The 16,690-nt window shown below is 52.9% G+C and carries 23 protein-coding genes; 13 read left to right on the forward strand and 10 right to left on the reverse strand.

Features of this window, described 5'->3' with window-relative positions:
- Positions 1-7: 7 nt before the first annotated feature.
- From ACR0AU_RS13780 to ACR0AU_RS13790, 3 genes are all read left to right on the forward strand, one after another.
- Entirely contained in the window at positions 8-277 is a 270-nt protein-coding gene (locus ACR0AU_RS13780; RefSeq protein ID WP_480772069.1) for an HlyU family transcriptional regulator, read from the forward strand.
- Between the two features lie 17 nt (positions 278-294).
- Complete coding sequence (locus ACR0AU_RS13785) at positions 295-615, forward strand: ATP-binding protein (protein ID WP_170636310.1); 321 nt, start codon at positions 295-297, stop codon at positions 613-615.
- Positions 616-796: 181 nt separating this feature from the next.
- Entirely contained in the window at positions 797-931 is a 135-nt protein-coding gene (locus ACR0AU_RS13790; RefSeq protein WP_480454316.1) for a hypothetical protein, read from the forward strand.
- A gap of 1,106 nt (positions 932-2,037) precedes the next feature.
- On the opposite strand, the gene ACR0AU_RS13795 is transcribed toward ACR0AU_RS13790, so the two are convergent.
- The 4 genes from ACR0AU_RS13795 to ACR0AU_RS13810 all read right to left on the reverse strand — a co-directional run bounded on the left by ACR0AU_RS13795 (position 2,038) and on the right by ACR0AU_RS13810 (position 5,412).
- A complete protein-coding gene (locus ACR0AU_RS13795) occupies positions 2,038-3,045 on the reverse strand; it encodes a sensor histidine kinase (RefSeq protein ID WP_480795807.1) in 1,008 nt (335 codons plus the stop codon).
- 320 nt (positions 3,046-3,365) lie between these two features.
- Positions 3,366-4,025: a response regulator transcription factor gene (locus ACR0AU_RS13800; RefSeq protein WP_170395997.1), complete on the reverse strand. Its 660-nt coding sequence runs from the start codon at positions 4,023-4,025 to the stop codon at positions 3,366-3,368.
- Positions 4,026-4,063: 38 nt separating this feature from the next.
- A complete protein-coding gene (locus ACR0AU_RS13805; protein ID WP_480439385.1) occupies positions 4,064-4,702 on the reverse strand; it encodes a PepSY domain-containing protein in 639 nt (212 codons plus the stop codon).
- Positions 4,703-4,836: 134 nt separating this feature from the next.
- Positions 4,837-5,412, reverse strand: coding sequence for a hypothetical protein (locus ACR0AU_RS13810; protein WP_170733671.1), 576 nt, complete (start codon positions 5,410-5,412; stop codon positions 4,837-4,839).
- Positions 5,413-5,443: 31 nt separating this feature from the next.
- Here ACR0AU_RS13810 and ACR0AU_RS13815 point away from each other — a divergent pair, with 31 nt between their 5' ends.
- Positions 5,444-6,007 carry a coiled-coil domain-containing protein gene (locus ACR0AU_RS13815; protein ID WP_170566463.1) on the forward strand — a complete coding sequence of 188 codons (564 nt, stop codon included), beginning with the start codon at positions 5,444-5,446 and terminating at the stop codon, positions 6,005-6,007.
- A 253-nt stretch (positions 6,008-6,260) separates the two neighbouring features.
- On the opposite strand, the gene ACR0AU_RS13820 is transcribed toward ACR0AU_RS13815, so the two are convergent.
- On the reverse strand, positions 6,261-6,449 hold the full coding sequence (locus tag ACR0AU_RS13820; RefSeq protein WP_170395992.1) for a hypothetical protein: 189 nt from the start codon (positions 6,447-6,449) through the stop codon (positions 6,261-6,263).
- A gap of 329 nt (positions 6,450-6,778) precedes the next feature.
- Here ACR0AU_RS13820 and ACR0AU_RS13825 point away from each other — a divergent pair, with 329 nt between their 5' ends.
- Positions 6,779-7,165, forward strand: coding sequence for an excinuclease ABC subunit A (locus tag ACR0AU_RS13825; protein ID WP_255612012.1), 387 nt, complete (start codon positions 6,779-6,781; stop codon positions 7,163-7,165).
- Between the two features lie 331 nt (positions 7,166-7,496).
- Here the strand turns inward: ACR0AU_RS13825 and ACR0AU_RS13830 are convergent, their stop codons facing one another.
- Positions 7,497-8,375 carry a LysR substrate-binding domain-containing protein gene (locus ACR0AU_RS13830; protein WP_170733672.1) on the reverse strand — a complete coding sequence of 293 codons (879 nt, stop codon included), beginning with the start codon at positions 8,373-8,375 and terminating at the stop codon, positions 7,497-7,499.
- A 112-nt stretch (positions 8,376-8,487) separates the two neighbouring features.
- Between ACR0AU_RS13830 and ACR0AU_RS13835 the strand changes: the two genes are divergently transcribed.
- Positions 8,488-9,237, forward strand: coding sequence for an SDR family oxidoreductase (locus ACR0AU_RS13835; RefSeq protein ID WP_170513178.1), 750 nt, complete (start codon positions 8,488-8,490; stop codon positions 9,235-9,237).
- Positions 9,238-9,248: 11 nt separating this feature from the next.
- Positions 9,249-9,635 (forward strand): ectoine synthase, encoded by a 387-nt coding sequence (locus ACR0AU_RS13840; RefSeq protein WP_170733673.1) that lies wholly within the window; start codon positions 9,249-9,251, stop codon positions 9,633-9,635.
- A 123-nt stretch (positions 9,636-9,758) separates the two neighbouring features.
- Here ACR0AU_RS13840 and ACR0AU_RS13845 read toward each other — a convergent pair whose 3' ends face one another.
- The 4 genes from ACR0AU_RS13845 to ACR0AU_RS13860 all read right to left on the reverse strand — a co-directional run bounded on the left by ACR0AU_RS13845 (position 9,759) and on the right by ACR0AU_RS13860 (position 11,591).
- Positions 9,759-9,938, reverse strand: coding sequence for a malonyl-CoA decarboxylase domain-containing protein (locus ACR0AU_RS13845; RefSeq protein ID WP_480592641.1), 180 nt, complete (start codon positions 9,936-9,938; stop codon positions 9,759-9,761).
- A 54-nt stretch (positions 9,939-9,992) separates the two neighbouring features.
- Positions 9,993-10,160 carry a malonyl-CoA decarboxylase N-terminal domain-containing protein gene (locus ACR0AU_RS13850; protein ID WP_170733674.1) on the reverse strand — a complete coding sequence of 56 codons (168 nt, stop codon included), beginning with the start codon at positions 10,158-10,160 and terminating at the stop codon, positions 9,993-9,995.
- Between the two features lie 336 nt (positions 10,161-10,496).
- Positions 10,497-11,153, reverse strand: coding sequence for a GntR family transcriptional regulator (locus ACR0AU_RS13855; RefSeq protein WP_255611858.1), 657 nt, complete (start codon positions 11,151-11,153; stop codon positions 10,497-10,499).
- A gap of 51 nt (positions 11,154-11,204) precedes the next feature.
- Complete coding sequence (locus ACR0AU_RS13860; RefSeq protein ID WP_170625007.1) at positions 11,205-11,591, reverse strand: YciI family protein; 387 nt, start codon at positions 11,589-11,591, stop codon at positions 11,205-11,207.
- A gap of 84 nt (positions 11,592-11,675) precedes the next feature.
- Between ACR0AU_RS13860 and ACR0AU_RS13865 the strand changes: the two genes are divergently transcribed.
- Genes ACR0AU_RS13865 through ACR0AU_RS13890 form a run of 6 tightly spaced genes read left to right on the forward strand, consistent with a single transcriptional unit; the run spans position 11,676 to position 16,688 of the window.
- Entirely contained in the window at positions 11,676-12,560 is an 885-nt protein-coding gene (locus tag ACR0AU_RS13865) for a fumarylacetoacetate hydrolase family protein (protein ID WP_170733675.1), read from the forward strand.
- Positions 12,557-13,222, forward strand: a complete 666-nt coding sequence (locus ACR0AU_RS13870) for a malonic semialdehyde reductase (protein ID WP_170733676.1) — start codon at positions 12,557-12,559, stop codon at positions 13,220-13,222. Before ACR0AU_RS13865 ends, ACR0AU_RS13870 begins: the two co-directional genes overlap by 4 nt.
- 18 nt (positions 13,223-13,240) lie before the next feature.
- The gene (locus tag ACR0AU_RS13875) at positions 13,241-13,696 is read left to right on the forward strand and encodes an OsmC family protein (protein WP_480795808.1); all 456 of its coding nucleotides are present in this window, start codon (positions 13,241-13,243) and stop codon (positions 13,694-13,696) included.
- Positions 13,697-13,731: 35 nt separating this feature from the next.
- Positions 13,732-14,805, forward strand: a complete 1,074-nt coding sequence (locus tag ACR0AU_RS13880) for a C4-dicarboxylate TRAP transporter substrate-binding protein (protein ID WP_170392798.1) — start codon at positions 13,732-13,734, stop codon at positions 14,803-14,805.
- A gap of 30 nt (positions 14,806-14,835) precedes the next feature.
- Positions 14,836-15,387, forward strand: coding sequence for a TRAP transporter small permease subunit (locus ACR0AU_RS13885; protein ID WP_170565459.1), 552 nt, complete (start codon positions 14,836-14,838; stop codon positions 15,385-15,387).
- Entirely contained in the window at positions 15,384-16,688 is a 1,305-nt protein-coding gene (locus ACR0AU_RS13890) for a TRAP transporter large permease (RefSeq protein ID WP_170565456.1), read from the forward strand. Before ACR0AU_RS13885 ends, ACR0AU_RS13890 begins: the two co-directional genes overlap by 4 nt.
- Positions 16,689-16,690 lie beyond the last annotated feature (2 nt).

Consider the following 16,690-nt stretch of genomic DNA (forward strand, 5'->3'; position numbering starts at 1 on the left):
CCGCATAATGTCAATCTTCTCAAAACTCTTTGGTGGCGGTGAAAAGTCGGAGCTGCAACCGGTCTCGTACAAAGGGTTCGACATTTTCCCCGTTTTGATTGCCGAGGGCGGAAAGTATCGCCTGTCGGCCCGTATCGAAAAAATCATCAGCGGAGATCGTAAGTCCTATGCGCTGATCCGGGCGGATGTCTTCGAAAGCCGGGATCAGGCCGAGAGCTTTAGCATCACCAAGGCGAAACAGGTGATCGACGAGCAAGGCGAGTGTATTTTCGGTTAACCGAAGGCAATGAAGGGATGCTGAAACAGCTCTGCACAAACCTTTTGCAGAACTCAAACGGTCATTGTCCAGAACAGTCCAAAACTGTCCTGATTGTTGAGCAAGAAGAAAGCACCATTACGCTCTCGGTTGTTGGCGATGGTCCTGGCGTTCCCGAAAACACACTGGGTAAGCTTTTTATTCCATTCGATAAACTAGAAAGTGAACGGAACAGTGTTGGGAATGGTTTGGGATTGGCGCTGTTGAAAGCTATCGCATATCATCATTCATCGCTCTTATCGACCACAAATAACTCAACTGGGTTGACTGTCTCAATTCAATTCGAAGTTGCGTGGTGACACATAATAAGTGAGCGAAGCTAACTTGGTACTTATGAAACATGGGGCCATAGAAGGTAGTCAAACGATCGAGGCCGGGCGAAATTGTCTCGAAACAGCGTTAATTTAAGGTGCTGACAGGGCGAGGGATGTCCCGCTTTGATGTAATCGGGTAATTCGGCGCGGTGGTGTGGATCAATTAGTGGACCATAATTGGCTCAAGAAGAAGGACGAACTGCTGAAACGAGCCGAGTCGGATCTGACGTTGTACGACTTGATCCTGATAATGGCTTTGACAGCACCTTCTCTGGCCCGCTGGTCGTCGGGCCTCGATTGATCGAGTGTTCTTCAGGTTCAGCGTATTGGAAACGTCCCAGCGATTGACATCGAGTACCCGAACCGAATTAAATCGGTTTGTTCGGTCTTGATATGGTTGGCGAACTGCCTGAGGACCGTGCGGACCGGAATATCGGGCTGCTCTGATGTAATGGAAAACCTTTGAGTTGCAAAAAGGCAAAACCAGTGCGCCCAAAAAAGATCGAATGCCTCAAATTCAATGGTTTGCGTGTCGCCGAATGGCAAAAACTATGTGTCGCCCCAAATTCCTGTTGAACGTCGCACCAACCTGACCCTACCGTCTCAGTTGGACCAGAAACGAAGTGAGCGTTCGATATCGGAAGGCACCTCAGATGTTGGACATTAACTGATATTGACTTTCGCGTTTTAAACTGACCCAAGTTCCCCATGTTAATACTCCAGCAGAGAGTTACGTGTGATCTGGCTTTCCTTTTGGAAGGATCAGGTCTGATTTGCAGATCAGACAGCGAAGCTGCCTGTTCCCGCTGATCTGCCACGTGGCGAACGCGGGAGAGCGCGAGGCTATGCTATTCGACAGGGGAAGTGCGGCCCGCAGGCACAGCCGAGGACACAGTATTGTCTAATAGGGGTGCCCGTGGGGAAGGCAGAGCCTTGTCCCTTACGGCCAGAGGCGTTTGGCTCGTCCAAATCCCGCTGGCCCAAAACAGGAGCGGCTGGGCGAGCTAAATAGTAACTAGTAGGGTCCAAACCAGCCTAAATTGCTGGGGTACTTCGTTAAGGAATATGCTGAGACCCAAACCGCCATTGACGAGGGTATGTGACAGCATGTCAGGTACTCAAACAAAGATCGCTTCACTTAACATCCCTAGAGACATTCGCGCTTCCCTTCGATGTGGTCAAATCGCTCAGCGCTTGCGAAACTAGGCAATTTTGATGCCGTGCAGCCACAACCGCAATTCGTGCAATATCGACGTTGGGACTACCATAGCCCCGCTACCAGCAGAGGTGCAGAGATAATTCAAAGCTGACAATGGATTGGATCTTGAGCGATCGATACTTTGCGGGCGAATGTCGTCTTTTGATTGCTTGCGATCAACGACTATTTCTAACCAGATGCAGCCACCTTTAGCTTGATATAAATACTCGGCAGGCCAAGCCGCCAAGGTCCTCTGATTTCTCCAGTTTTAGTTTGCCGCCGTAAGCGTTCATCAGATCAACACAGATTGCCAAACCCAATCCTGTGCCGCTGACAGAGGTATCCAACCGACCTCCGGATCGAACTACTCCGTCAAGTGCATCCTCCGGAATTCCTTGTCCGTCATCCTCAATGCAAATCTCAATGCCGCCCTCTACACGCTTTGCGGCGATGTGAATTGTTGTCCGACACCACTTGAGCGCGTTGTCGAGAAGGTTTCCAATCACCTCTTCGATGTCCTGAGTATCCATTCGAACCTGAATCCCATCCTCGCAATCTGTCGTCAGAGATTTTCCTTCGCGTTCTGCCATGACCGAAAACAGTCTGGATAACCTGTTGACGGAATTGGTAAGGTCAGTTCGTGAATGCGTAAGTTCTGCGGTGTTCGACGCACGCATACGCGCAAGTGAGCGCTTTAGCTGAGCATCAATTCGATTTAACGCGTCATCTGCAGGTTCGATATCTGCACCCGCGTCCGACAAAGTCGCCAGTTCATTTCTGAGAATTGCCGTCGGTGTTTTGAGCGCATGTGCCAGATCCGCAGCTTGTCGTCGAGAACCAGACACAATTTCACGATTCCTGTGCAACAATTTATTTAGGTCCTCAACAAGCGGCGAAACCTCTTCTGGGTAATCTTCAGGAATCAAGTCATCTCCCTTGTCCCAGCGATGCGCCACATCTGCACGCAACTTCCTGAGGGGGCCGATAATTGCTGACATCAACAACAACGAACCGGCAACTCCAATCAAACCAACCAATCCAAAAACCGGTAGCAAGTTGTTTTGCGCGGCTCTGCGTTCGCTTATCAGCTCTCGCCTGCTTTCGGCGACAGTTACGCCCCACTCGGTTCCGTCTTCGAATGTGATTCTCTGATATGCGCTACGAACGGCTTCGCTTTCCGGACCTGTGGTGTTCCAAACGATTGCCTCTTCGCTCACACGTACAGGTTCGGAAATTGTCTCGTCAAAGAGCGAGGCTGATGTGAATGTAGCCCCGTTTCCATCGGTAACCTGCCAGTATCTGCCTGAATACGGCGTTCCATAGGCTGGATCGAATATCAGTTCGCGCAGTGCCTCAGGGTTATGCGTCGTTGCGCTCAAACCGACAACGAGTTGGGTGTGCCGGTCACGTAGCGTCTGGTCGAATTGTTCCAGAACACGTGTGTTGATGTACGAAAACACAATCAACGTTCCGACGCCGACAGAAAGCGCGCCTGTCGCAAGGCCGCCAAGCAAAGCGCGTTGGCGCAGCGATAACATCAGGCCGTATCGATCATATAGCCGCGTCCTCTGACCGTTGTAATAAGGTCAGAGCCCAGTTTCTTTCGCAGCCGGGTTATGAAGACGGCAATGGTGTTCGAATCCCTGTCACCGTCATATTCATAGATATGCTCTGACAACTCGGTACGTGACACCATGCGTCCGATGTTGTGGGCAAGGTATGTCAGAACTGCGATCTCTTGCGCCGTCAGATCAACAGGAATGCCGCCCACGCTGACGCGACCGTTTCGTGTATCGAGCATAACGTCCCCCATTTCGATAACCGGGTTTAACTGACCGCTTTGTCGGCGCAGGATGGCCCGTACACGAGCGGCCAGCTCGGGCATGTGAAATGGCTTGGTCATATAGTCATCAGCACCTGCATCAAGACCATCCACGCGCTCGCTCCACCCATCGCGGGCGGTGAGGATCAACACGGGTGTCTTGACGCCCGCGCTGCGCCATTCGCGCAGGACAGAAATACCGTCGCGTTCCGGCAACCCGATGTCGAGGATGATCATGTCGTAAGGTTCGGTCGCACCCAGGTGCAGGGCGTCAGTACCATTCTTGGCCACATCTACCACGCGGCCTTCTGCGCTAAGAAGTTTCTTAATCTGCTCGCATAGCTGCGGTTCATCTTCGGCTAGAAGTACTCTCATATTCAAAAACTACAGTCACAACTGCTTTGGTTTAAGCCCTATTTTTTACCGTTGCCCTTGCCGTTCCCGCCAGAGTTGCCGCCGCCGTTTCCACCGCTGTTTCCGCCACCATTGCCGCTGCCGTTACCACCGCTATTACCTCCTCCGTTTCCACCACCATTTCCACCTCCATTGCCGCCGCCGTTGCCGCCGCCATTGCCATTGCCACCGCCGTTGCCATTGCCACCGCCGTTTCCACCAGCATTGCTATTGCCACTGCTTTTGCCGTTGTTTCCACGGCTCGCAGAAGCTCCACGATTGCTGTTGGTGTCGCGGCTGTTGTTGGCGTTGGCGGGGTTCGAACGGGCTGCTTTCGATATTTGACGCCCAACACTGGATCGATTGGAAACGACTGTACCGGTCTGTGCATTCACAATGACACTGACAATTTTTCCATCGGGCTTTTTGACTAGAATACGATAGTAAATTTGATCAGCCTGAAACGCGCGCGCATCGACTGGAGTCCCGCCATAGGCTTTTTCGACACCTTTGATAACCCGTTTCAAACGAATGGTGTCCCCGGTCAGGGTCGCTTTGCGCAGTTCACCTTGCTTGAGCTCGCGTGTCTGGGCAGCCGCTTCCCCAAAAGGCAAAGCAACAATCAGGCTTGCTACCACCAAGATCACCTTCGCGCGCATGAAAGTCCTCGTATTTCGCGGCTAGAGACTACGTCTTTCGACATGAACCGATGATGAACAAGCAGTTAGCCCTGCGTTCAAGCACCCTCAAGTTAAATGGCAAGAAGCATTGGGGATTCGTGCGTGAATCGAGACTATTGAACATAGCGAGTTGTTTCAGAAAACTGATACCCGCTGATTTCCACCGAGGAGGTCGATATGAAAATCACCAGTTTGAGACTGCTAAAAGCATCGACCCTGGCAATCGCGTTGTTGGGATCTACAGCCATCGTAGCCACCGTTGCGGTGCCGGATATTGCATTTGCAAAGGAGGGCAAAGGCAATGGCGGTGGAAAGGGTAACGGTCCAGGCAACGGCAAAGGCGGCGATAAAGGAAACGGTGGAGGCAACGGCGGCGGAAAAGGCAATAGCGGTGGCAAGGGGAACTCCGCCAGCGGAGATCGTGATGACCACAGTTTCGCCGGTAACAAAGGCGGAAAGAAAGGTGCCGACAAAAGTTTTGGTGGCCGAAACACCGGGAAATCCAAGACAAAATCTTCGCGCTCTGCTTTGGGCAAGGGCGGTCGTTTTTCCTTGAAGGATATCTTTAGCGGCAAAGGCAAGTCGAGAACGGTTGCCACATCTGGAAAACGCTCGACCACCAGCGGTAGCAAACAAAAGCCCAGGACGTACAAGAAGCCTTCGAAAACAGTAATTGTCGAAGAGTCCATTCGCCCAGCGGTCAGGGAAAAGGGGAACAAGATGGCGGCACTTCTTGGTGCCCACCCGTCTGAGTTAGGGGCGCTCAATGCCGCCAACGCCAGCGCAACTGCATTAGAAAATGCAGCGCCCAATTCCCGCGTAGGCCGAATTGCCAATTATCGAGATACTGTGTTGGCCGGAGAACCCTTGCGCGAAGAGCTTGAGGAACAATTGGAAGAGCTCGCTGGCTTGGAGCCGCCGGAGCGGACTGTTCCTGAGATTGAAGAAGACCTGGAAGCCGCGTTGGGTGAAGTCCAGGAAAACCAGGAACGCGTCGAGGATCTCGAACAAGCGCTGGAAGACGCAGGCGGAACGGACCCAGAGATTGAGGAGCAATTGGATGAAGCCCGCGCTGATTTGGACTCTTCGATCGAAGCAGCGCAGGAGCTGAACGATGAACGTCAGGCTGCCGTCGAATACGAAGAAGCGACTGAACAGGTGCAAGAACTGGCTGACCAGGTCGAGGAACAGGAATTGACCGAACGGGAAGCCCTGGAAGCCGCCGCCAACAAACCCGTGACCGACGCCGTTGAACATGAGGTAAAGGCGCTGTTGGGTCTGTAACGAAAGACAACGGCTCTCTGCGTCAATCAACCCTCAGTACTGACCACTCACGGAAGTACTAAAGCCCGGGTCAGCCAAAGGCTTCACAGGATGGGTAGCGGCTGGCCGGATACTTTTGCAAATCAAGGGCTACGCCCTTTTTCCCAAAGGCATAAGAAAGAAACCCCGCCCCATAACTGGAGCGGGATTTAGTTTTCAATTCCAATATCTAGGACGAATACCGGGAATTGTGTGGGGGTCTGCTGAACTGCCTTCAGACGTTGTTATGTGCCTCGGAAAGCCGCTTGTTTTTGACGATCTGTGTTAATGCATTTTCGATAGGAGGGAAGCGACCACTGCTCGATTTGGTCGTGGTTGACAAACGTTCTCCGGCGATTTTGCCGGAGGTTTGCATCACAGCTGTTGTGCTGGACTCTTCAGTCACAAAGGCAGACTTGATCATGCGTTTCCCCTTGTCAGCGATCAAACGGAACAACGTCCCGTATGATCTAACACCGTCACTATGCCTGAGACTGTTTGAACACTCTGAGAATACATTGTTCACGTTCAGTTAATGTTGTTCGCGAAATAAAGACAAACGAATAGGCGGGCGACCAGATGGAGGAAGAACATCCCGTTTTGATGCTTTAGTTGAATTTGCGATGACAATCGCAGCCGATGATTTCAGCTCGTGAACAAACTGCTGCATCGGAAAGCAACTCTTCGCTTATGAACTCGCCAAGGCCCATTCAAGATCATATCTAAGCTAAGAAGCTGAAAAAGGCGCTGGGAATGAAAAAGATTGTTGGGATTCTGGCGGTGGCACTGACCGTGCAAGGCGCGTCATTTGCGAACGCCAGTGTCAGCTTGTGGAGCCTTAGCACGGGGCACGTTAGCGGAACCGGCGCTACCTCGCCGATCCATGTGAAATCCAAATCCGGACATTGTCCGCCGGGCTTGGCAAAAAAGGCAATCCCGTGCGTACCGCCTGGACAGGCAAAGAAATATCGACGTGGCGATTACATCTATGATGGGTATGTCCGCATTGATGATCCCAGCCGTTGGGGACTACGGCGCAACGGATATTACGTGCGTGCCGGAGATTATGTTTACGAAGTAAACCGTGAAACACATGAAGTGCTGAACCTGATAGGGGCAATCGCCGACATTCTGAATTGATAGATGTTATCGTTCACTGACTTGCATCTCTGTTTGCCGCCATTCGGTTGGATTGCGGCAGTCAAAGGTGTAGGGGGTAGAAACAGACATTCTTCGCGTGAAGGATCAATTACTGCTATCTGGCTATTGAAGTAGTGTTTCGTTTGGTCCGCAAGGAAGCTGATCATTCAACTAGAGATCGCTTCGCAATACATCCGTTCAGAGATGTTTGCGGTTTATTGGACAGTACATCGACTACAAATCTGTTGGGCACATTAGATGAGTTGCAAAATGGTTATGTGTGACACACGAACCAGGGACCGTTTTTGCTGCCATCAAAATAGCCCAAGCTCTAAATAGACATCAGCCAATTCTTGAAGGCTCTTACTGCGACCCGATCTTGATCTCCTGGGCGACAGACTAAGTAGAGGCCCCGGTTCAATGGAACGCGGCTTTCGTCCAAGCGAATTAGCCGGCCAAGCTTAAGGTCTCTCTCCGCCAAGAGGTGTCTCGCCAAGGCGACGCCTTGGCCGTCGATCGCCGCTTCTAGAAGGACGGCGCTGTCCACAAAATTGATGTTCCGCGCCTTAATGTGATCCGCGTCCAGCCCAACTTGTATGATCCAACTGTCCCAACCTGCGTTGAAGTTGTCATGCAACAATGGGAAGTTTGCCACATCCTCGGCGCGCATCGGAAGCTGTGATTTTTCGACGAGCGTTGGTGCAGCGACGACGATCAATTCCTCTTGTCTGATTTGCTCATGATAGAGCCCGTCCCAACCGGGTTCTCCAAACCTTATCGCAACGTCGACATCGGACCTGTCGAAATCTGCAAAGGTATCATTTGTATCCAGCAATAGCGCAATTTCCGGGTGCTCTTGCTGAAACAAACTCAGCAATGGCACAAGCCACTTCAGGGCCAGAGACGTCGACAAAGACACTGTGATCGACTGGCGTTGATGAATGCGTCTCACCTCTGTCACGCCCATCTGCAACGCAGAAAACGCTCCACGCGTTGATTGATGCAGGCGTTCTCCGGCGTCGGTAAGATTTACGCCATTGGGGTGGCGGTGGAAGAGCGTTACGCCAAGATGCTGCTCCAGCAATTTGATCTGCCGGCTGATCGCCCCGTGCGTTACGTTCAACACGCCCGCTGCCTTGGTCAGGCTGGAATGTGCCGCGGTCTCGTCAAAGGCCTGAAGGGCGCGAAGATGTCTAAGGCTTTTCGACATGTGAGAAAAACTAACAGGCTTATCAAATAAAATCGATAGGATTTATTGGTTACAAAGAGTTATAGCGGGGTGACTCTAAGAAATCTCACGGGTTTATTTGGACGAAGGTCACATGTCAGCTTTCAAAGTTGCGCTCATGACAGGTACGGGGCAAGGCATCGGTCGAGGGTGCGCCGTTGAAATGGCTAAAGCCGGCTACAAACTCTCTTTAATGTCCCCGTCCAATCGTTCGTTAGCGTTGGCGGAAGAGCTTGGCGGCATTGGCCGTCGAGGCTCGGTTCTTGATGCGGATGATCTGCAGGCGTTGGTTGACGACACTATGCGCGAGTACGGCCGGATTGATGCCATTGTCAGTAACATGGGGCATGGCGGATCCGTGCCTGAGGCCATCAAAACCGTTGGCTTCGATCCTGACTTTGACGGACCGCTTTTGGAACTCAGCGACGAGTTATGGCACGAAAGTCTGGACATGTATGTGCTAAATGTCGTCAAGATCGCCCGTATCGTCACGCCCATTCTGATCGAACAAGGCGGTGGTGCATTCGTTAATATCTCATCCATGAACACAATCGAGCCACGTGCGCCCTATCCCATGAGCATGCTGCGTGGAGCATTGCATAGTTTCTCAAAGCTTTACGGGGACCGATATGCACGGCACAACATTCGCATGAACAACCTGCTGCCGGGGTTCTGCGAGAACGTGAACCTGTCCGAACAGGCTCGCCGGGAAATCCCAGCACAGCGTGCGGCAACTTTTGAGGAAATCGGACAGGCGTGCGTGTTTCTCGCCAGCGAAGGAGCTCGCTATATCAACGGCCAGAGCATACTATCTGACGGAGGCATGAACCGCGCGGTCCGATAGAGAACAGTGAAATGATTGTCAGAGCACTCAAAGATATTCTTGGAACAGAGCGGGACGTCTTTGGCCCGGGCTGGAACAGCAGACGGCTGCTTCTGGCCTCAGATGGTATGGAGTTCACGCTCACTGACACACTCATCAACCATGGTGCAGAGTTGGAGCTTGAATACACCCATCATCTGGAGGCGTGCTATTGTATCGAGGGTAAGGGCAGAATCAGAGCAGCCGACGTTGAAACCTGGCATGCCCTTGTGCCATTCACCCTTTACGCGTTGGATCAACATGACAGGCATGTGGTGCAAGCCACAAAGGCCGATCTGAGGCTTGTCTGTGTCTTCACTCCACCGCTCAGCGGGCGTGAAGTGCACCGCGAAGACGGAAGCTACGGCCCGGGAACCTAACCGGGGCAGCTATTAGCAGAAAAACAAAATCCGGTCGCAAGGGCGTAATTGAAAGCGGCAACAAGCAGTAAAAACAGAACGGTAAACCGGCTAACATTACATTGCTGCCTTTCTTGGCCGTGGTTAGTGTCGCAGCAGCGTTGATAGAAGCGTGTCAATCGTATCTGGGATAACAGCAGTAAGAGCGATCTCAACGAATATCAGTTGCGCATCCGAGAACGCAGGATGAAAGGCCGCAAAATAACGACAATCTGGCTGATAGCGCATTCGCCCCAAATCGTCCAGATCGTTGATCTCGTGCATCGCCTCATAGGTGATGATTTTGTAAAGAAAACGGGTGGGGCTATCCCGGCTGATTTACTTTAGGACAAAGAAGCCCCAATTGAATCGGTTGCGCAACAAATGGACGAAATAAATATCTGTTCGCTTGAGTTCCGGGTTGGATTGGAGAAAGCGCAGCATGTCGACGTGCATGGCCACAAGTTCCTGCGTCGCACCAGACGGCTGGTTCAACCGTCGCAACAACTCTTGCCGCCTTGGCCCTGAAACTTCACTAAGCCTTTATAAAGACTCACACTTCGATCAGTGTCGTAGCGGCGCGCCGTTTGGAAAAGCTGATCGGCGTCTAGCTCTAGATAGCCCTTCAAACAGGCAAATAAGTTTAGTTTCTCCGCATCATCCAGGGTTTGGAAGCGATCAAGAATCGTAGACACCATCGTGAAACCTGATACTTCACCGTCTGCGGACAGAAGCGCCTCACATAACTAGGCAACGGATCGTTTATCATCCTTACCTCACGTTTTGTCAGGACGGTCTAGCAGTTGGTTTAATAGGTCACCTAGAAACTAATTCCGCTGCATTTCAGGGCTCCATCTGGCTACTAAGGTATTCGCCTGTTCGACGATAGTGATCAACCAGGTGACGAGTTGCGCTGTCCGCGTCGTGGTTCAGTGCGGCGTCCAAGATTTGCTGGTGCTCAGCGGCAATGTCCCGCTTCTTGTAGCTCGAACCGCCAGCCGCCAGATAGCGATAGCGAATGTTCAGGTCGTAAAGCTGCGAGCAATACCGCATCAGCAACGGCAGATTCGAATTGTCCAACAAGGCCATATGAAACTCCTTGTGAGCGTCTTCAAAGTCACGCGCGCCGTTCTGGCCGGCCTTTTTCATATGGTGGTGACGCAAAACAAGCCGATCTTCCCAGGCCTCATCCGCGTTGGTGATAGAGGCGCGCAACGCGGTTTCCTCAAGGTTGCATCGCAACAGAAGTATTTCTTCGAAGTTACACTTGCTGACCGGTGCTGCCCGAAATCCGCGCTGATCAATCCGCTCGACCAACATGTCCGATGTCAAAAGGCTAAGCGCTTCGCGAACCGGACTAGCGCCGGTGTCCAAAAGCCCCCGAAGCTGCTCGATCTTGAGTTTTTGTCCCGGAGGTAATTCTCCGGTCAATATCATGTCGCGCAGCCTTCGATACGCGCCATGCGTGGCTGATGTCTCTTTGCCCTCAGTATCAAGCATGGCGTCCATATCCGACCGTTCCTTTGTTCGCGGCAAAACTTTTGATTGCTCTTAACTGAGGGCACTCGTTCCAGTCGATAGGCCAACTGAAAGGCTCAGCGAGCCTTCGTTGATCATCCAGCGCCGAAGTTCAAATTCGCGCGCACCGCTTTGGTGCATCGGATCGTCCTCGGCCAGTTTTCGGGCAGCCTCAAGACTGTCAGCACGATAGATAATCAGGCCCATCCCCTGCATGTGCTCACCAGTCTCATCCGACATTGGCCCTGCAAAAGCCAGCTGTCCCGCGCGTTCAAGCTGTGCTTGATAGGCCAGGTGGTCAGGAAGTGTCGCCTTTACATCTTCGGGTTTTTTGGCAGGTGTGCTGAGTACTACGTAGAGTTCCAAAGCAAGTGCACCACGGCTTTTTGCTTCTGATTTGTAGTTCGCCCAGGCAACCATTTGCGTCCTCCAAAAATATCGATATTATTTGACATATTGCAAAATAGTCGGCAAAAATCAAGTGAACTGACATGGATGGTGAAAATGAAATACCTGGTGGGAGAGACTTTGGATGGCACAGCGGTTTTTGCTGTAAACGGCGAAAATGCAGTGAATCTAACGGCTTTGCATCCTGCAATCGGTTCGGATTTGATGGGTTTGATAGCCAAGCCTGAACTGGCCGACTCACTTGCCCCCAAAATTGACGCGGCAGACAGTGTGCCCGTGTCTTCCATCACTCCGGCATTGCCCGTTGCCGCTCCCGGAACGATCATTTGCATGGGGTTGAACTACACGGACCACATCAAGGAAGGCGGGTATGATATCCCGGAGTATCCGACGCTGTTTATGCGTGGGAAGAATTCGATCATGGCGGCAGGGCAACCTATGGTGCGGCCTACCTGTTCCGAGAAACTCGACTACGAAGCCGAGCTTATGCTGATCGTTGGAAAACGCGGCCGTCATATCTCGGAAGAGGACGCATTGGATTATGTCTTCGGCTACACCGTGTTTAACGACGGGTCGCTGCGGGATTATCAGCGTAAAACCGTTCAATGGACGCCCGGCAAAAACTTCGATGACACAGGCGCGATCGGCCCTTTCACTGTAACGCCGGAAGACTTGCCGGAGGGAGCATCCGGCCTGAAAATCGAAAGCCGAGTGGGGGACGAAATCCTGCAAAGCTCGAACACCGCCAACATGATCTGGGGGGTTCGTCAGGTCATCGCCACGATCTCGGAATATACCACTCTCGAACCCGGTGATCTGATTGCGTTGGGTACGCCGCCGGGTGTTGGTCACGCCAAAAAGCCCAATCCACGTTGGTTGAAGCCGGGTGAAACCGTCGAGGTCGAGATTGAGGGCATCGGCATATGCGCCAGCCCCGTCATCGACGAAAAGGACGCCGAGACTAAGGTGGCCGCAGCATGAGCGCACCAACCGGGGCAGAGCTGGAGGCACTTCGCGCAAAGGCGCAGCAAGATCATCGCGATCTGCGCGAGCGCATTCCACGTCTTTCAGACGACGCAATTGCTCTGATCCTCCGCGAATCCAGATCTCATTACGCCTGGACCGACAAGGCTGTTTCTAACGAATTGCTTGAAGAGATCTATGACATCACGATCAACGGCGCGACCAGCATGAACACGCTGCCCGCCCGCTTCGTTTTCGTTAAAAGTGCGGAAGGAAAAGAGCGCCTAGCTAAGTCGTTAAAGCCGAAGAACGTGCCAAAGATGATGGATGCGCCGGTCACTGCGATCATTGCTTATGACATGGACTTCTGGAAGGAATTACCTTTTCTTTTCCCGCACGAAGATCGACGGCCACTTTTCGAAAATAATCCCGAATATGTAGCCGATACAGCGTTTCGCAATGGAACGCTTCAGGGCGCTTACTTCATGATCGCCGCGCGTGCGGTTGGGTTGGACGTCGGCGCCATGTCTGGCTTTTCAAACAAGATCGTCGACGAGGAATTCTTCGCGGGCACGACGCTCAAGTCGAACTTTCTTTGCAATCTGGGCTACGCAGACGAAACAGGATTGTTTCACAAGCTGCCTCGCTTCTCATTCGAAAAGGTTTGCTCTTATGCATGAGGAGGTGACGCTGTGGCGATGAAAGTGAAACCTGTCGTGACCTACCGTACGACAGCTCAATGCCCGACACACGCGCGCACCGAGATCCCAATTCGCGATCTGGACGTGATTATCGACGAGCCTGTCGAACGAGGTGGAACAAATCTTGGTCCGTCTCCGACTGAAGCCGCAATGGCAGCCCTGATCGCCTGCACGAATGTCATCGGGCACAAGAATGCGCACCGCTTGGGAATTGATCTTGGCACCGTGACAATCGACGCGAAATGCAGGCTGGATCGGCGCGGTGTCCTGATGGAAGAGGAGATCGATGTTCCGTTTCCCGAAATCGAACTCACTGTGAAGTGCGATACGCCCGCCAATCAGGAGGATCTGACACGCGTGGGCGAGGAGACAGCCAAGTATTGCGCCATCGCAAAACTGTTTCAAGCGGCAGGCACGGACCTGACCGTCAACTGGGTCAAAACCAACCAATAAAAATCGACAGGACCCGACTTTCTGGGAGGAGAGAAATGAAAAACTGGACTAAACGCAGCCTAATGGGATTTGCTCTGGCAGGCACCATGGCGTTGCCTCTTGCAGCAGAAGAGACCATTTCCGCCGTCGTGATTGATGGCTATCCCGATCGGGCCTTGTGGGTGAAAGAATTCACCAACTTCTTCATTCCAGAAGTGGACAAGCGGCTGGCCGACTCCGGCAACTACAAGATGAACTGGCAAGAGAACTATGGCGGTTCGATCGTAAAGCCGAAGGGCGTGCTGGAAGGGATCCAGCTTGGCCTTGGCGACATCGGCATTGTCACAACTATCTTCCATTCGTCCAAGTTGCCCAGTCAGGGGATATCGGGGTCGACCCCGTTCGTGTCATCGGACTCTCGCGCGGTAGCCAAAGCCGTGGATGAGATCGCGCGCGAATACCCAGCGATGCAAAATGAGTTCGCTGCGCAGAACCAAGTCTATCTGGCGACCGGTGTAGTACTCGATACGTATCAGGTTTTTTGTACAGAGCCGGTCTCGGCTGTTTCTGATCTGGAAGGCCGAAAAGTGGCAGGGGCGGGACTGAACCTCCGATATCTCGAAGGTATCAAAGATGCAGCGGGGGTTCGTGGTGGCCTGACCGATTTCTACAATATGCTGCAAACCGGCCTTGTTGATTGTGCGATGCTGTGGCCTGAAGCAGCCAAGACCTTCAAGATCGCCGAAGTAGCTCCTTACATGCTCAAAGCTGACTTGGGTGCCGTGAACTCCAAGACGATCACAGTGAATTCTGACTATTGGGCAAAGTTGCCGGATGAAGTCAAAGGCGTTCTGCAGGCCGTCGCAATTGACTACCGTGATCATGTGGCTGGCATCGCTATGGACCGGGCTGCGGCCTCAAGGGACGCGTACACCGAAGCCGGCGGGACGATTGTCGAAGTTTCGGACGAAGACCGAGCGGCCTGGGCCAACGCAATGCCAAATGTAGCACAGGAATGGGCAGCCACGCTGAATGAGAACGGTGAACAAGGCGACGCGATACTGGCCGCTTATCTCGGCAAGCTGCAGGACGCCGGTTTTACCGGAGTGCGTGACTGGACGGCCGAGTAACAGTCTGGCGATCCACGAAAGGGGCCTTTCATGCTGAAGACCGCAGTTGCTGGCTTGTCGCGGGTCGCCAATTCGCTTGCTATCGCCGCCAACGCATTGGGTACGCTTGTCGTCCTTGCGTTGGTGGTCATTCTGAATGTCGACGTCATTGCGCGCGGTCTGTTTTCGGCACCTCTGCGTGGCACCTATGAAATGGTGCAGTTTTCGGTCGTGATGATCGTTTTTTTGCAGCTGGCCGACGTAGTCAGAGTGGATCGGCTGACGCGCTCGGACGGGTTTCTGAACCTGCTACACCACCGCCGTCCTGGGCTAACGGCCAACCTGAGGCGCATTATCAATGCCATCTCCGCAATCTTCATGGGTCTGATTGCTTATGTAACCTTTCCCGAGTTCCTGCATATGTGGGAGACACAGGACTACTTCGGAGTTCCGGGTCTTTTTACTCTGCCATGGTGGCCGGTCAAACTGGTCATCGCGTGCGGTACTGCGCTTGCCTGCGTGATCTTCCTTCTCAAGGTTGTCACGGCGCAGGACCGCCCGCATCTAATTCGCACCCCTGAACATGACGAGGCCGCAGAATGACGCCGATTGAGATTGGCCTGATCTCGGTCATAGCCATCGTCTTTCTGATTTACGCAGGCGTTTACATTCCCATCGCATTGGGCGTGGTCTCGTTCGTGTCGATCTGGCTGATGCGGGACAATTTCACGCTTGCGCTCAACCTGCTGAAAGTGGCGGTCGGCGACAGCGCGATGGAATACAGCTTTGCAACAATCCCATTGTTTACTTTCATGGGGCTCATTGTCTCAAAAGCCGGGTTGGGCAGGGACATCTACGAAGTCATGACCATGCGATTTCGCAAGGTCAAAGGCGGTATCGGTATGGCAACCGTTGGAGCCAACGCCGTCTTTGCCGCAGTGACTGGGTCGTCAATAGCCTCCGCATCCGTGTTCACCAAGGTCTCGGTCCCGCAGATGATGGCGCAGGCTTATAACCCACGCTTTGCTGTTGGCGTGGTCGCCGGGTCTTCGGTTTTGGGGATGATCATCCCGCCCTCGGCGATGCTGATCATCTATTCCTTTGTCGCCGAGCAATCTGTAGGGGACATGTTCCTTGCGGGGGTTATTCCGGGGATCATGCTGGCGATCGCTTATGTAGGCGCGATTTGGGTTATGGGTCGTTTCACCCCTGCATTCGTCGGTGGCCGCGTTGTCGAAGACACCGAGTGGATGTCAGGGCGCGAGATAGCTTCCAAAACACTGCCGACACTGTTCATCATTACCATCGTCCTTGGTGGTATCTACACAGGTTGGTTGACTGCCGTAGAAGCAGGGGCCGCCGGAGCTCTCGTTGCGCTAATCATCGCGGTTGCCCGCAAGTCGATGTCTCCACGCGCATTCTGGGACGCGTTGCTGGAAACCGGTCACATCACAGCGGCGATCCTGTTCCTGATCACGGCCGCTTCAATCTACAGCCGCATGCTGGGACTGGCCGGGCTACCCAATCAACTGCAGGATCTGCTTGCGGGGAATTCCGCATCTTTCTGGTCGATAATGCTGCTCTATGTTCTGTTGATGCTATTTCTGGGAACATTGCTCGACACCGCGTCGATCATTCTGATTGTAGTACCGCTGTTCTTACCCATGGCCGAAGCGCTTGATATGTCGCTGATCTGGTTTGGGATTATCACCGTGGTTGGGGCTGAAATCGGTCTTTTGACACCACCTTTGGGTATATCCTGCTTCGTTATCAAATCCACGATTAACGATGACCGCATATCACTTAAGGACGTGTTCATGGGCGCACTTCCCTTTGCGTTCGTAATGCTGATCGTTCTGTTCATTCTGATCGAGTTCCCGATCCTCAGCCTTGCCCTGATTTAAGG

Source organism: Ruegeria sp. CG1 (genome assembly GCF_056537265.1).